The organism is Sporomusaceae bacterium ACPt, from assembly GCA_041428575.1.
Lineage (GTDB): Bacteria > Bacillota > Negativicutes > Sporomusales > Sporomusaceae > Sporomusa_D > Sporomusa_D carbonis.
In genome coordinates this window covers 1,388,307-1,403,910 of record CP155570.1, presented here as the reverse complement: position 1 = coordinate 1,403,910, position 15,604 = coordinate 1,388,307, and the positions used below count along the sequence as shown (strand labels likewise).

Here is a 15,604-nt window from a genome sequence, read left to right as displayed (position 1 = left end):
TCACTAAATTATAAATTTATTACAAAAATCAAGCCCCGTTTACAAAGACAGGGCCTGATTGGTATTTTCTTTGCCAGAAACTGATTCTTGATACTCTGCTATAAGGCGGTATGAGGGCGATATATTTTAGCTGATTCGGCTGGTTCCTGGTTAATGTTAAACGCAGCTTCCATAATCTTTTTGGCAATAGGCACAGCCGAGGACGCACCAAACCCGCCCTGCTCAATGATAATAGCAACAGCTATTCGCGGATCTTCGTAAGGGGCGTAGGCCACAAACCAACCATGGTCCTGACCGTGCGGGTTTTCAGCCGTACCGGTTTTACCGGCTATGGAAACAGGGAAGTCTTGGAACGCAGCAGCGGCTGTACCACCTTCTTGCGCTACATCTTTGAGTGATTCGCGGATAAGATTTAAAGTACGGTCAGAAATAGTAACCCGGCCTATTTCTTCCGGCGCAAAGGTTTTGATTACTTCGCCATTAGGACCGGTAATTTTGCTTACCAGATTAGGTTTGTAACGATGACCGCCATTGGCAATCTCGGCAATGACCATAGCCATTTGCAGCGGCGTCGCCAGTTGGAAGCCTTGACCAATAGCAGCGTCAAAAGTTTCCGATAAGTACCAATCCTCGCCATAAACTTTTTCTTTATAGCGGCGGTTAGCTACCAAACCATCAGACTCACCCGGCAGGTTAATGCCGGTTGGTGCCCCAAGTCCGAACATACGGGCATATTTTTCCAGGTTGTCAATTCCTAAGCGATTACCCATTTCATAAAAGTAAACGTTGTCAGATTTAGCCAGCGCTTCACGAAAGTTAATCCACCCCAATGCTTCCCCCATAGCATTACCTTTCGGAATAATCCAGTGAGTACCAGTATCGAGAATTTTTTCTTCAGGTGTTACTTTCCCTAGTTCTAGCGCCGCCGCTCCGGTAATAATCTTGAAAGTTGAACCTGGTGGATATTCTCCGGCAATGGCCTTGTTATCCATAGGATGGTAAGGATTTTCATTAAGTGCTTTCCAATCTTTAGCTGAAATGCCGCCGTTAAACAAGTTGGGGTTAAACGTCGGACGACTAACCATGGCCAGAATTTCTCCGGTCTTAGGGTTCAAAACTACAGCAGCGGCCGCTTTGGCTTTAGTGTACTCGGTTTTAGTCTGAAGATAGGTAAGTTGTTCATCAATAGCCGCTTCTGCAGCTTTTTGCACCCGGTAATCAATGGTCAAAACCAAATTATTCCCCGGCACGGGATCTTTCTTACCAAGTACTTGTACTGGCCGGCCAGTTACGTCAACCTCCACCTGATTGCCGCCGTCCACGCCGCGAATTTCTTTGTCATACAAGTTTTCCAAACCAAATTTTCCGACAATATCACCGGCCTTATAGCCTTCGTTTTTGCGTTTTTCCAACTCGACGTCATTGATCTCGCCGACATAGCCAAATATGTGAGCGCCAAGTTCATTATTAACATAATTTCTAAGCGGCTGAATTTCAATAACCACACCTGGTAGTTCAGCCCGCCGTTCTTCGATTTTAGTAACGATATCAGGACCTACGTCAGTCTTGACCCGAACCGGTTCAAACGACCCCGTATGTTGAGATAGCTTGGCTTGAATTTCTTCCACATTCATATTAAGGATGACAGCCAGTTTGGCAATGACCTCATCAGGCACAGGACCGCTTATCGGCAGTAAAGATACCGTAAAGCCCGGGCGATTGGACACCAGCATTACACCATTCCGATCATAAAAAACGCCCCGAGGGGCCATTATGGGGATAAGCCTAATGCGGTTACCGTCAGCTAGCCGCCCGTAATATTGTCCTTCGGCTATTTGCAGATAGCCAAGCCGGCTCACCAACGTAACAAATATAAAGATTATGACAAGACTGAGTACCTCCAGTCTGCCGTTTAAGCGTTTAGCAAGCATAATGGCACCCCCTATTCCCAACATTAAAGTGAAATAAATTAATTAAAATTGACTCCGCTTGCCGAAGGTAATCCGGTAAATTAATCTATGCACCGGAATACAAAACAAAACATTATACCCTAAAGAAGGCAAAACCTGATTTGTTAGCATAGGGCCAAGTTCAACCTTATAGCCCAACAGAAAAAGCAGCGCCTGCATTACTGCGCTGTTAAACAAAGTAGCTATAATAATCGCCAATACCGGCAGCAAAATACTTTCTTTGAATACCTTGCGCTCAGCTAATCCGGCCACATAACCGATTGCCATTTTTGACAGCGTGTTCAATCCAAAAACATTTCCTGATGCCAAATCTTGCAGCACACCAGCAAAAAACCCCACGCCGATTGCCCGTTCCTTCCCGGCCAGTAATCCGGAGGCCACAACAATAATTAAAATTATATCTGGTTTAACACCTTTGGAAAAAACAAGCGGTAGCAGCACGGCCTGAACTGCAATGGTAACAATCAGCAATGCGACCCAGCCAAGTGTTGTCTTCATCGTCCCGCCCCTCTCGGTTGGGCAGGCTGAGACGGTTGGCCAGGCTGAACTTGCGTAGCCGACGGTGGGACCGGTACAGGTTCGCGCGAACGAACAATAATCAATACTTCCTCTAATCTATCAAAATCTACCGCCGGCTTCAAGACCGCGTATTTTAGCAATCCACCCTCTTCATTAACAATATCCATGACTTCGCCGATTAACAGGCCCTTGGGATAGATTCCCCCAAAACCTGAGGTAATCACTTTGTCGCTTTTAATTATGTCGGCATCACGCGCAATGTTAATCATTCGCGGTGCCAGCGGATTAGAACCGCTGCCTTCAACAATGCCTGCTACCCGCGATTCGGGCCGCTGTACCAAACAGCCGACCGCACTCCGGGGATCTAATATAAGTTGCACTTTAGCGGCATTATCATAAACATTTACGACACTGCCGACCAGTCCTTGTGGTGTTACAACCGCCATATCTTTAGCTATTCCGTCGGCTGCGCCCCGGTTAATGATGATTATGCTGGTCCATGTTCCCGGATCTCGGGCAATTACTTTCGCGGTTACAAAATCAAACTGCGGCGCCCCTATTTTGTAGTCAAGCATGGCCCGCAGTCGCGCATTCTCTGCCAATATCTCTGTGACATTAACGTTATTTTGACTAAGTTCAGCAATTTGGGCTTTAAGAGCCTGGTTGTCGCGGTATACGGTCATGATTTCGCCGGCAAATAATCCAGTTTGTCGTACACTGTAGCCGATTTTGGCCAAAACATACTCAACCGGCGCTAAAAGTGTAATCGCAACCCGTTCCATAAAGGCAAAGTGATATTTCCCTTGGGCTACTGTACTGGCCAGCAAAAAGACGGTAAGCACCGCCACACTGAGGATAACCGCCTTTTTGTGAATGAATCGCACTTTCTAGGCCCCTTCCTTCCTCAATTATGCTAGTACATTACATTATTTTAATCCGATATATTTATATGAAATCCAATAAAGATTTTTTTCTAGGCGTGCTGTTAGTAACGCTCCACCGCGGGCGCTTGACTTACGCTTATACTAACAACACGCCGTAAATCTTTATTGGATACTATATAGAATTAATTTAAATATAATTGATTTGTTCTTGTTATGAGTAACTTAATTTTTTCGGAGACATCAGCACACGTTTCAACAGGTCAATGCTTTCTAACGCGCCCCCGGTACCAATAGCAACACATGACAAAGCATCTTCGGCAATATGCACCGGCATGCCGGTTTCTCGATTCAAAAGGATATCAAGGCCCCGCAAAAGCGAACCGCCGCCGGTCATAACAATACCTCTGTCCATAATATCTGCTGCTAATTCAGGCGGGGTTTTTTCCAGGGTAACTTTAACTGCTTCGATAATGCCTGCCACCGGTTCGCTTAACGCCATTTGTACCTCACTGCCTTTGATCGTCAGCGTTTTCGGCAAGCCAGTAACCAAGTCGCGACCACGTACGTCAATTGGTTCATCTGTTTTTTGAGCCATGGCCGATCCGACAGCGATTTTAACTTCTTCGGCAGTTCGTTCGCCAATCATTAAATTATAAGTGCGCTTAATATATTGAACAATGGCTTCATCCATTTCGTCGCCGCCGATACGGATAGAACGGCTAGTTACAATGCCCCCCAGTGAAATAACAGCCACCTCGGTAGTGCCGCCGCCGATGTCAACTACCATATTACCGGTCGGTTCATGTACAGGCAGCCCGGCGCCAATTGCCGCCGCCATAGGCTCTTCAATCAAATACGCTTCGCGGGCCCCGGCTTGGATGGTCGCGTCGATAACTGCTCGTTTTTCCACTTCGGTAACTCCTGATGGCACACCAACAACTACGCGCGGCCTTATGAAAGATTTAGAGTCCATGGCTTTTCTAATAAAATATTTAAGCATGGCCTGAGTCACGTCAAAATCAGCAATAACACCGTCCTTAAGCGGCCTGATAGCCACAATGTTGCCAGGTGTGCGGCCAATCATCTGCTTGGCTTCTTCACCTACAGCCAGCACTTCCCCTGTATCGCGCTGGATCGCTACTACTGACGGCTCCCTGAGAACAATTCCCCGTCCTTTAACATGCACCAAAGTATTGGCTGTACCAAGATCTATACCCATGTCGCGCGACAATGAACCGAACAAATTCCACATAGACTTAGCCCCTTTCTTTGCAAACCTATTATATTATTCCCTTTTCTTTAAAACTAACATACTTGCCATCACCGATTATTACATGGTCAAGTATTGAAATATTCAGCAAATTTCCAGCTTCTACTAATTGTTTGGTTAGACTGATATCTTCCTGACTTGGGGTGGGATCACCGCTCGGATGATTATGTACTAAAACAATTGCCGCAGCGCTGTAGCTGATAGCTTCCCGGAATAATTCCCGCGGGTGAACAATAGAAGCATTCAAACTGCCGACAGAGATGATTGCCCGGGCAATAACATGATTTTTCGTTGATAAAAGCAAAGCAATAAAATGTTCTTTAGCCTGATACCTTAGCTCACCCATCATCAAGTTAGCTGCATCCTGAGGGCTTCTGATTACTGGACGTTCGCCCGGATCTTTTTGACTCAGCCTGCGTCCTAACTCAATACCGGCAACTACAGTAACAGCTTTAACCAAGCCAATACCTGATGTTTTACTTAACTCCTGCGGCGATATGCCACCAAGACCGGTAAGTTGATATTTAGCTAACAACTGTTCGGCCAGCCGGTTTACCGGCAAATTTTTCGTGCCGGTACGCAGCAGGATGGCCAAAAGTTCGGCATTACTGAGAGCATGGACTCCTTTTTCCAACATTTTTTCGCGGGGACGTTCAGTTTTCGGCAATTCTTTCATCATAAGCTGCTTGTCCGCTGTCATAAGAGCTCAACCCCGACCTCATGCAAAAGGTCTGACAATGTACTAAGCGGCAACCCCACGACATTGTTGTAACAACCGTTAATACTCTCAACCAACAGTGCACCTTTGCCCTGAATGGCATAAGCTCCCGCTTTATCCATCGGTTCGCCGCTGTCAACATACCGTTCAATTTGCGCAGGCGACAATTGCCTGATTTTAACGGTAGTAATGTTAAACCCTGTAAATATCCCATGGTCTTTAACCACCGCTACCCCGGAGATAACTTTATGTTCACGGCCGGAGAGCGCCGTCAGCATCCAAATTGCTTGGTCCCTGTCAAGCGGCTTACCAAACACGTGCCCATCCAGCACAACAATGGTATCGGCACCAATAATCACGTCACCGTCGGCCGCCTTCTTCCGGGCGTCAAACGCTTTATCCCGCGCGTGCGCCACTGCTAATTCTTGTGGCGGCATGTCTTTGCTATTATCTTCTTCAATATCACTGATAATAATTTTAAATTTAAGCCCAATCTGCTCTAGCAGTTGTTGCCGTCTCGGTGATGCAGACGCCAAAATTATTTCCATGCCTTACCCTCCTAAAACCGTCTAAATAGTATTATTGCTGCAATAATACCGAATATGCTCATGAGATTGGGGTATAAGGCAAATCCGACGACTAACTTGATTACATAGAGGTTAATAGCCACCGGTGGCAAATCAAATACGGGAAACGGCTTCACAAGGTAAGGCGCAACACCGGCCAACAGGCTGGAACCGGCGGCAAGTTCGCCTAAAATACCGCCGACAACCGCCCCGGTAATTAAAAACAACGCCATCATTCCCATACTTTTGCCGGCTGAACTACTCTTTCTGCTGCCGGTTTTCACACTATGCCCCCCCCTGCAAATATAAGTCGGCCTTAGGTTCAGGAGTTATTACCCCTACTATCCCTTTAGAGCGGACTTAAAAGTGAAGCTCGAAATCTATCATTTTACAAACCTGAACTTTCCTCTTAAGGCTTCGAGTTTTACAGCCTGTTAACCTCGGCCTTCGCGGGCGGGGTCTTACAGGCTGTTACGAAGAAATAAATCCTTGCACAACAACAAGGACATTATTAATTTTAATCAGTATTACGAATTTTAAAGCCATATTTTGCTGGAGCTCTAGCAATTAAGTAATTAGCCATTAGCCCGGTAAATACGCCGGTAGGTACGGCAAGCAACAGTAAATACGGTGTATACCACAATAGGCCCGAGCTATAAACAAGGACAGCCGCTAGGACCACTTGGGCTGTATTATGAATGGCTGCTCCGGCAACACTAATACCAACCAGCGAAAACACCTGATTATATTTATACCGGATATAAGCCATGATGATGATACTGAACAATGCGCCGCCGATACTCATGACAAACGCTGGCCCGAACAAATAACCACCAAATAATGAGCCTATCGACACTCGGGCAACGGCAACATATACTGCTTCCCGCCAACCAAACATGATTATAGCAAATAGTGAAACTATATTAGCCAATCCCAGTTTAGCCCCAGGCACAGGTACGGGAAGAGGCAGCCAGCTTTCCACAACATGCAGTGTTGCAGCCATAGCCACTAGCAGTGCCAAAAGCACTAGACGTCTTGTCTTAATCATGGCCTACCTCGCAATATCATCAACATCGGCCGGACTATCAGATACTACTTTGACAACAACGCGATATGGCAAACATACTATTTCCTGGGATGGTACGCTAATCCACCCTGACCGCACGCACACTTGGTCAGGACAATCAGCTTCCCGAACACGAACGCGCCCAGCCTTATACTCGATAATATTATATTCAGTATCGCCGCCAATTCTAAATTCTCCGACATAGCCTTCACGGAGCGGGAATGTTTTTACTGTTTTGCCATTAACAGTTATTATCACCGACCGTCCCTGACCGTTACCTGAGACATAATACATATTTAGCCCAATACCGGATATTGCAATTAACAACAACACAATAACCAGCCATTTGTCAGCTTTTGTAAGCATTAGTTTGCCACCTTGCCCATATTCTATTATATTTTACATTAAAATATTGGTTTATGCAAATAATAACCCAGTTAAAACATATACAAAGTGAGACTGCCGCATTGATAATGCAAAAAAGAGGAAGGTTTCCCTTCCTCTTTTTGTCACTTACATCTCGCCAAATTTTAAGCTACTATGTCTTCGCTGCCAGGCACTACACCTAGCACAGCCTGTTTAATGGCTTTGGTCGGGCATTTAGCCAGACAGGTAGGATTCGTACATTTTTCCATACATACTTTAGCATCAACAACAGCCAAGTTATTATCCATTTTGATAGCACCGTGCGAACATTCTTTCATGCAAAGCGTACAACCGATGCAAGCGGCGGCACAGGCTTTCTTGGCGACCGCGCCTTTATCATGCGAGTTACAGTTAACACGGACAGGCGCACCTAGTGGCATCATGGTGATTACTTTTTTTGGGCATACAGTTTCGCATTTACCGCAACCGGTACACTTATCAGGGTCAATAATCGGCAGGCCGTCTTCACTCATCGTCATTGCGTTAAACGGGCAAGCCTTAACACAAGTACCAAGGCCAAGACAACCGTATTTACAACTTTTGGGACCGCCAAACAGCAAGTTAGCAGCCGTACAGTCTTGTATGCCGCTGTATTCATTGGCTTTAGCCGCCTTGGCATGAGTACCTGCACATCTAACTTGAGCAATACGCGGCTCAACGGCGGCGGCAGCTTTACCAGTCAGTTCGGCCACTGCTTTGGCAACAGGCTCCTTGCCAGGAATACATAGGTTTGGCGCCACATCGGGATTCATTACCACCGCTTCGGCATAAGCCATACACCCGGCATAACCGCAGGCACCGCACTGTCCCTTAGGCAGTACATCTTCTACCATGTGTATGAGCGGGTTAACCTCAATAGCTAACTTTTTATTAGCGTACGCGAGGACAAACCCGAAAATTACACCCAGAGATGTCATAATAATGAGTATTATAAGGGAATGTTCTATAACTCCATGTTCCATTTTATTTTTTCACACTCCTCTCTATGCCGGCATTATAGCGGAATCATCCCGGAAAAACCCAAGAAGGACAACGCAAGCATGCCTGCCAGTACAAAGGCAATTCCTAGGCCTTGCAGAGTTTTGGGAACGTCAGCATACTGCAGTTTTTCCCTTAAGCTGGCCATTAGGATAATCGCAAGGGCAAAACCGGCACCAGATCCAAACGCATTTATGACGCTTTTGATAAAATTATAATTGGCGGTGGCGTTTATAAGCGGCACACCCAGAACAACGCAGTTGGTAGCAATCAATACAAGGTAAATACCCCACATCTCATAGAGGGCAGGCGCAAATTTCTTAATGGCAATTTCCAAAAACTGTACAAAGCAGGCAATAAGCACAACGAAGACCACGATTTTCAGGAATATCAGGTCATAAGGAACCAACACGTAGTTATAAACCAGCCAGGCAAGGGCCGACGATACTGTAAGAATTGAAGTTACCGCCATACCCATACCTATTGAAGCACTTAAGCTCTTAGAAACGCCGAAGAAAATACACAGGCCGAGAAAGCGTGTTAACACGAAGTTATTTACAATTACGGCCCCCATAAACAGGGTAAAATACTCCATCATACAGCCTCACTCCTTTGCATTGCGCGCTGCTGACCGGCTTTGACTTTTGCCTCAGCTTGCTTATTCTGATACTCGCCGATAACGTTAAACAAGCCAATCATAAGTCCGATTACCATGAACGCACCAGGCGCAAGGATCATGATCATAGGACCATTATAAGTTGGAGGAAATACTTGTATGGCTAAAGAAGTACCTCCGAGAAGTACGCCGGTACCAAACAGCTCGCGGATCGCGCCAATGAGCAGCATGGCCAGAGCAAAACCGGCGCCCATCCCTAGGCCGTCAAAAAATGAAGGGACTACTCCGTTTTTCATGGCAAATACTTCTGCTCTAGCCAAAATAATGGCAAATACAACAATGAGCTCCAGATATAGTCCCAGTTCCCTGTAAACAGCGGGGAAATATGCTTCAAGAATCAAGATTATCAAAGTAACAATCGTCGCGATGATGGTAATAAAGACAGGTACGCGGACTTTGGGATTAACAAACTTTTTTACAATAGATACTACCACGTTATTTGCAGTAATAACGACTAAAACACTAAGACCCATACCCAATGCGTTAAATACCGTTGACGTAACCGCCAGCGCCGGACAGAGACTCAACGCAAGGCGGAATATGGGGTTCATTTCGAAAATACCCTTTTTAAATATTTCCCAGTAGTTCATATTCGCACACCTCACTTCTTCTGGCTGGCCGAATATTCGGCAACCATTTCTGCAGCTTCCCTGATACCTTTGGTGACGGCCCGGGAGGTAATTGTTGCGCCAGTCAGCGCCTGAATATTTTTATCAGTGGGTACTTTAACTACTTCCAAATCGTTTGGAGTTTTTCCGGCAAACTGCTTGCGGAACTTAGATTCCACCATCTTGTCACCAAGTCCCGGAGTCTCACTATGCTTAAGAACCTTGAAATCCATTGCCTTTCCGTCTGGCGTCACAGCGGCAAGCATTTCAATATTGCCGCCATAACCCTTACCGTTAGCGGGAACAACATAGGCTATAACCTTGCCGTCTTTCAAAGCCGCATACCAGTCTGTCTTGCCTTCCACGGCTTTAAAAGTTTGAGCATCTTTAACCAGTTCCTGCATGGCGTCATTTTTTGCTTTTATGCGTTGCTGCTGGGCGCTTGGCTCGGTGACGGCGAATGTTCCGGCAATGATGACCCCCGAAATAAAACAGGTTATGCCTAAGTTCATAGCAATCTTAAAAATGCTATTATTCTTATCATCATGTGCGTGTGCCTCATGTACCATGGTCATTACCTCCTTGCCCCAAATTTAGCAGGTTTAATCCAAAGGTCAATCAGTGGCGTCACGCAGTTCATGAGTAAGATTGCATAACAAACACCCTCAGGATAGCCACCCAATAGACGAATCAGAACAGTAAGCGCACCCGCTCCTACAGCAAAAACGATTTGACCTTTCACAGTAATAGGAATAGTCACCATATCAGTAGCCATGTAAAATGCGCCTAAAATAAGTCCGCCAGACATCATATGCATAATAGGATCATGGCCGGCTGCAGCCGTTAACACACCGACCGTACCAATCATAAATACCGGAATCTGCCAGTTGATATATCCGCGATAGATGAGAAATATACCGCCAAGAATCAGCAGTAATGCGGAAGTCTCACCCATACTGCCGCTACGGGACCCGATAAAAAGAGCTTTATACATTTCAACTTTGTCGCCAAAGATGGCAACAAGTTTTTCATAACCTTGCAGTTTCAAAATACCCAGCGGAGTAGCCGAGGTGACTCCGTCTATCTTACTTGCCATTTCCGGCCAGGTCGTCATAGCTACCGGCCAGGAAGCAAGAAGAATAGCCCGTCCGACCAGCGCCGGATTAAAGATATTGTATCCTAATCCCCCCATAGTGTGTTTGGCTATGGCAATAGCGGCTACAGCACCAAATGTAGGCATATACCAGGGCAGTGTTGCCGGAATATTCATAGCCAAAAGCAAGCCTGTCAGGAAAGCGCTGCCGTCATTTACCGTAATCGGCTTATTCTGCCATTTTTGAATGAAATATTCAGTAGCTACGGCAGCTACTATACAGATCACCATAGTAGAAAGTGCCGGCAAACCAAAACGGTAAACCGAAAAAATAGCTGCAGGCGCTAATGCCATATTAACTGACCACATAATTTTTGCTATCGATTCGTCGCACCTGATGTGCGGTGATGCCGAAACTGTCAAAGTACCAACGTCAAGTTTTACTTCTGCGCTCATACCGCCCACCTCCTATTTCTTTTGCGCGGCAGCAGCTGCTGCATTTTGCGCTTTTGATAATTTGATGTAATGCACGATATTACGTTTAGCCGGGCACACATAAACGCAAGATCCACATTCGACACAATCAAGAAGACTATATTCTTCCTTGGCAACGGCAAAAGCACCACGCTCGCCAAGAACACTCAACATACTGGGAACAAGCCCCATGGGACAGGCATTAACACACCGTCCACAGCGAATGCAGGGACGCTCAGGGCCAACATTGACATCAGAGGCGCTCAATGCCAATATGCCGGAAGTACCTTTAATAACAGGCACGTCAAGTGTTCGCTGGGCCATGCCCATCATAGGTCCCCCCATAATAACTTTGACAGGTTGATCTTTAAACCCGCCACACAGTGCAACAGCTTGAGCAAAAGTCATGCCTATCCTGAGGAGAAGATTCTTAGGTTCCGCTATAGCGCCGCCAGTAACTGTGGCAACCCGTTCTATGAGGGGAATACCTTTTTCAACGGCATCGGCAATTGCCACAACTGTGCCCACGTTTTGCACTACGGCGCCAACATCCATCGGCAGACCACCTGACGGTACTTCGCGGTCAAGAATTACTTTAATGAGTGTCTTTTCCGCGCCTTGAGGATACTTGGTCTTAAGCGGCACTACTTCAATGTTCGAACCGACACATGCCTTGCGCATCATTTCAATGGCGTCAGGTTTGTTTTCTTCGATACCAACATAGCCTTTGTTAACACCTAAAACTTTCATAGCAATCTTCATACCGGTAACAATACGGCTGGTTTGTTCCAGCATTACCCGGTGGTCGGCAGTCAGATACGGTTCGCACTCAGCCCCGTTTAAAATAAATGAGTCAATAGGTTTTTCCGGAGGCGGAGACATTTTGACGTGGGTCGGGAAGGTTGCGCCACCCATACCAACAAGACCCGCCTGACGGATGATTTCTTTGAGTTCTTTAACATCAAGCGACTGCCAGTCACGGCTCAGCGGCAAGCCGGGAGCCCACTCGTCCTGTCCGTCACTTTCAATAACAACTGCCTGACAGGAGCCAAATACCGGATGCGGATATTCAGCAATTTCCACTACTTTACCTGAGGTTGAGGCATGAATGGGACTGGCGACAAAGGCTTGCGCCTCAGCGATCACCTGTCCTTTTTTGACCAGATCGCCCACCTTAACCACTGGGGCACAAGGCGCTCCCAGGTGCTGCCTGGTGGGAATGATGACTTTTTGCGGCAACGGCGCCACTTCTATAGGTTTAGCGGCCGTATACCGTTTGCGGTCGTCGGGATGAACTCCCCCGCGAAAGCTTTTTGCCATACTTTCACTCCTTTTGCTTGGTGAAATTAATCGCCTATTTTATGCCTTGTTTAAGACAAAATGCGGGTAATCACCGGTTGCATTTTGTCATTAGTCCTGGCATTGCGATCAAAATACTTGATATAGACCATCGATAGCCCAAATGCTATCAAGCCGCCGCCAGACTGATACCAAACTGGTTCAGCCTGCATGCTGCCGGCTAAATAGTTGCCAGCCACTGCTCCAACAACAGCGGCGATAAGCGGCAATACATATACAATAAAAGCTGCTTTAAGCATACCGATTTCTTGAATTTCAATTGCAACCCTTTGTCCTTTTTGCGCGCCCACTGGGTTACGAGCGTCGAGCACCATGGCAGTATTGCCAGGACAGGCTCCGCAGTTTTCACAATCACTATGACGACTTGTTTTCACTTTTGCTATATTACCTGTTACTTCCAATACAATACCCTCCTGCAATTTTTCCATTTTTGCCCTCCTTTCGACAATTTGACGGCAACGTCACCCTTTTTTTAACTGATATTATATTCGTTTAAACTAAACAATTACCTTCATTAAGAATAAATTACTTTTTTCACTTTAAGGTTAAAACTTTTTCAGCTAAAATTCTTATACTATAGTTTTAGTAACCAGCTATTAATAATTGCTAAAAAAACAGCTTTAGTCTCTAATAAATATGAAAGCCCTTAACTGTATTTACAATACCAGATTTTGAAAAAAAATACCATATCTTTTTTGTGAAATTTTGTACAAAATATTAAATTGTTTGTCTTTTTATATGTTAGGTATATTATCGCACATTGTCTTAATGGTAGCAAAAAGTATATATTTACAAAAAACTAAATATTTACAAAAATACACCCTCTTGGTTTAAGAGGGTGTATTGGAGTCATTAACACTATATCTTAAATACCAAAACGTATCCAATCGCGAAAATAACCGTATACATTAAAACCATAATTGCAACACCCTGCCAACTGCGAGGAACGCCAAAATTAAGAGTTTCCCCTAACATGCCGCGGCGATTAAACAAGCTTGTTTGTTGCCGTTTTTTAAACCACCTGGCCTTCTTCTCATCGCCAATGATCTTAGCGGTAATATATATGATACATAGCCCAATAATAAACGCAACAATCACTCTTAAAGCTTGCGTGTCCAATTCATCACCGCCTGCTTACTTTTTGGAACCGTCGCTTGCTAACTTCAAATATTGCTTAGGTTTCAAATTCGCCAATTCCTCTATAAACTTATCACTGGATTTAAATAATACGGCATGCATTTTTGTCTTTTTTTTAAATACCAGTATTCGAATAGGACGGTTATCTCCTGACGAATAACGGTATAAATAACGGCTAATGCCTGTGCGCCGAAAAAAGCTCTTTACATATCTGTCGGCAAAGCTTTCAACATCATCTAAATTAATTCTAACTGTCCGGCTTATTCCCAGTCCCTGACTTATAACAATCATCTCATGTTCATTCAAAATACAAGTGTAGCGAAAAGCATATCGCCATATTAAGATTCCAATGAAAAACAAAATATATCCTATACCCAAATAGCTAGGCTTACCGGCAAAATAGGATTTAAATTCGGCCGCAGACCAAATAAGTAAGGCAATAACAGCCAGCAATAACCAAAATAGCTGACTCTTATGATAAACAGTACTTTCGCGACATTTCTCCATATATTCCTCCGTCCAGTATAAAAGAGGGACAGACATAGCACTGTCCCTCAGCTGCTAAAAGTTCAAAAATACATAAGATAGACATAAAGATTGGATATGACAATGGAGAGTATCATTAAAGGAAAGGCAACTTTCATAAATCCTTTAAACGATAGCGGATATCCATGCGCTTCGGCAATACTCATAACCACAACATTGGCCGAAGCACCGACAAGGGTACCGTTGCCTCCAAGGCAAGCGCCAAGGGCCAACGTCCACCACAACGCAGAAACATCCACTCCGCCAACCTCAGCCATGGACTTAATGAGAGGTATCATGGTAGCAACAAACGGAATATTATCGACAAATGCCGAAGCAATCGCCGACAGCCAAAGCACCATGACGTTCATCATAAATACGTTTCCCTGAGTCACATCAAGCGCCCACTGGGCCACCAGGTGTATAATCCCGGTAGCTTCCAATCCCCCTACCAGGATAAATAAGCCTACAAAAAAGAAGATCGTGTTCCATTCCACCTCATGAAAAACTTTTTCAGGGTCCTTGCCGCTGACTAAGAGTAAAGCCGCGCCACCGGCCAAAGCAACAGTCGCTGAGTCAAAATGAAATACTTGATGAAATGCAAAGCCAAGAATGGTAACACCCAAAACTATTAACGACTTTTTAAGCAGCGCCCGGTCAATGAGAAAGGCGTATTCATCGATTTCCATAATTTTTTGCTGCTTTTCCGGAGCAACTATTAGCTGAGTCCGGTAAATATACAATAACACTAAACAAGTAACCATCCCTATTAGGAAGGCTACCGGAGCCAAATTTAGCAGAAAATCGTTAAAACTGAGACCAGTAGCACTTCCGATCATTATATTAGGCGGATCGCCAATCAAGGTAGCTGTTCCCCCAATATTTGAAGCTATGATCTCCATGACCAAAAATGGAACCGGGCTGATTTCCAGAACATCAGTAATTGCAAATATTATGGAAGTCAGCAGCAGAACGGTAGTCACGTTGTCCAACAGGGCTGATAACAAAGCTGTTAACCAGAATAAAACCAACATAATAAGAATGGGATTTCCTTTAACCTTCTTCGCCGCCTTGATAGCCAAATACTGGAATACACCTGTCTGTCGCGAAATTGCAACAATCATCATCATTCCAATCAGCAAGCCTAACGTATTAAAGTCAATACTATCAATAGCTTCATCCTGGGACATTATTTTGAGTAATAGTACTAAAACTGCCCCCACCAAAGCGATTTTGGTGCGATGAATTTTTTCCGACACGATAATAGCATAAACAACTAAGAACAATATCAGGCTGACCCAAGCTTCGGACGTCATTTGCTTCCCCCTTTACTAT

General features: G+C 45.1%; 19 protein-coding genes. All 19 read right to left on the bottom strand.

Annotation, left to right across the window (positions count from 1 at the left end; genetic code table 11):
* Positions 1-98: 98 nt before the first annotated feature.
* The 19 genes from mrdA to SCACP_RS06860 all read right to left on the bottom strand — a co-directional run bounded on the left by mrdA (position 99) and on the right by SCACP_RS06860 (position 15,585).
* Positions 99-1,931, bottom strand: coding sequence for a penicillin-binding protein 2 (gene mrdA / locus SCACP_RS06950; protein ID WP_425060623.1), 1,833 nt, complete (start codon positions 1,929-1,931; stop codon positions 99-101).
* A gap of 42 nt (positions 1,932-1,973) precedes the next feature.
* Positions 1,974-2,468, bottom strand: coding sequence for a rod shape-determining protein MreD (mreD, locus tag SCACP_RS06945; RefSeq protein WP_425060622.1), 495 nt, complete (start codon positions 2,466-2,468; stop codon positions 1,974-1,976).
* Positions 2,465-3,373 (bottom strand): rod shape-determining protein MreC, encoded by a 909-nt coding sequence (gene mreC, locus SCACP_RS06940; RefSeq protein WP_425060621.1) that lies wholly within the window; start codon positions 3,371-3,373, stop codon positions 2,465-2,467. The genes mreD and mreC overlap by 4 nt, the downstream gene beginning before the upstream one ends.
* 211 nt (positions 3,374-3,584) lie before the next feature.
* On the bottom strand, positions 3,585-4,625 hold the full coding sequence (locus SCACP_RS06935; protein ID WP_425060620.1) for a rod shape-determining protein: 1,041 nt from the start codon (positions 4,623-4,625) through the stop codon (positions 3,585-3,587).
* A 28-nt stretch (positions 4,626-4,653) separates the two neighbouring features.
* Complete coding sequence (gene radC, locus SCACP_RS06930) at positions 4,654-5,343, bottom strand: RadC family protein (protein WP_425060619.1); 690 nt, start codon at positions 5,341-5,343, stop codon at positions 4,654-4,656.
* Positions 5,340-5,909 carry a Maf family protein gene (locus SCACP_RS06925; RefSeq protein WP_425060618.1) on the bottom strand — a complete coding sequence of 190 codons (570 nt, stop codon included), beginning with the start codon at positions 5,907-5,909 and terminating at the stop codon, positions 5,340-5,342. The genes radC and SCACP_RS06925 overlap by 4 nt, the downstream gene beginning before the upstream one ends.
* An 11-nt stretch (positions 5,910-5,920) precedes the next feature.
* Positions 5,921-6,211, bottom strand: a complete 291-nt coding sequence (locus tag SCACP_RS06920) for a DUF4321 domain-containing protein (RefSeq protein ID WP_425060617.1) — start codon at positions 6,209-6,211, stop codon at positions 5,921-5,923.
* Between the two features lie 233 nt (positions 6,212-6,444).
* Entirely contained in the window at positions 6,445-6,975 is a 531-nt protein-coding gene (locus tag SCACP_RS06915; protein ID WP_425060616.1) for a Gx transporter family protein, read from the bottom strand.
* Between the two features lie 3 nt (positions 6,976-6,978).
* Entirely contained in the window at positions 6,979-7,359 is a 381-nt protein-coding gene (locus SCACP_RS06910) for a NusG domain II-containing protein (RefSeq protein ID WP_425060615.1), read from the bottom strand.
* Positions 7,360-7,523: 164 nt separating this feature from the next.
* Positions 7,524-8,381, bottom strand: coding sequence for an RnfABCDGE type electron transport complex subunit B (rnfB, locus tag SCACP_RS06905; protein ID WP_425060614.1), 858 nt, complete (start codon positions 8,379-8,381; stop codon positions 7,524-7,526).
* Between the two features lie 32 nt (positions 8,382-8,413).
* Positions 8,414-8,995: an electron transport complex protein RnfA gene (locus SCACP_RS06900; protein ID WP_425060613.1), complete on the bottom strand. Its 582-nt coding sequence runs from the start codon at positions 8,993-8,995 to the stop codon at positions 8,414-8,416.
* On the bottom strand, positions 8,992-9,663 hold the full coding sequence (gene rsxE, locus SCACP_RS06895; protein WP_425060612.1) for an electron transport complex subunit RsxE: 672 nt from the start codon (positions 9,661-9,663) through the stop codon (positions 8,992-8,994). The genes SCACP_RS06900 and rsxE overlap by 4 nt, the downstream gene beginning before the upstream one ends.
* Positions 9,664-9,674: 11 nt before the next feature.
* Positions 9,675-10,250, bottom strand: a complete 576-nt coding sequence (locus tag SCACP_RS06890; protein WP_425060611.1) for an RnfABCDGE type electron transport complex subunit G — start codon at positions 10,248-10,250, stop codon at positions 9,675-9,677.
* A 5-nt stretch (positions 10,251-10,255) separates the two neighbouring features.
* On the bottom strand, positions 10,256-11,230 hold the full coding sequence (locus SCACP_RS06885; RefSeq protein ID WP_425060610.1) for an RnfABCDGE type electron transport complex subunit D: 975 nt from the start codon (positions 11,228-11,230) through the stop codon (positions 10,256-10,258).
* Between the two features lie 12 nt (positions 11,231-11,242).
* The gene (gene rsxC / locus SCACP_RS06880) at positions 11,243-12,568 is read right to left on the bottom strand and encodes an electron transport complex subunit RsxC (protein ID WP_425060609.1); all 1,326 of its coding nucleotides are present in this window, start codon (positions 12,566-12,568) and stop codon (positions 11,243-11,245) included.
* 50 nt (positions 12,569-12,618) lie between these two features.
* Positions 12,619-13,035, bottom strand: a complete 417-nt coding sequence (locus tag SCACP_RS06875; RefSeq protein WP_425060608.1) for a SoxR reducing system RseC family protein — start codon at positions 13,033-13,035, stop codon at positions 12,619-12,621.
* A gap of 430 nt (positions 13,036-13,465) precedes the next feature.
* Positions 13,466-13,726: a hypothetical protein gene (locus tag SCACP_RS06870; RefSeq protein ID WP_425060607.1), complete on the bottom strand. Its 261-nt coding sequence runs from the start codon at positions 13,724-13,726 to the stop codon at positions 13,466-13,468.
* A gap of 15 nt (positions 13,727-13,741) precedes the next feature.
* A complete protein-coding gene (locus SCACP_RS06865; RefSeq protein ID WP_425060606.1) occupies positions 13,742-14,251 on the bottom strand; it encodes a hypothetical protein in 510 nt (169 codons plus the stop codon).
* 62 nt (positions 14,252-14,313) lie between these two features.
* A complete protein-coding gene (locus SCACP_RS06860; RefSeq protein ID WP_425060605.1) occupies positions 14,314-15,585 on the bottom strand; it encodes an SLC13 family permease in 1,272 nt (423 codons plus the stop codon).
* Between the last annotated feature and the right edge of the window lie 19 nt (positions 15,586-15,604).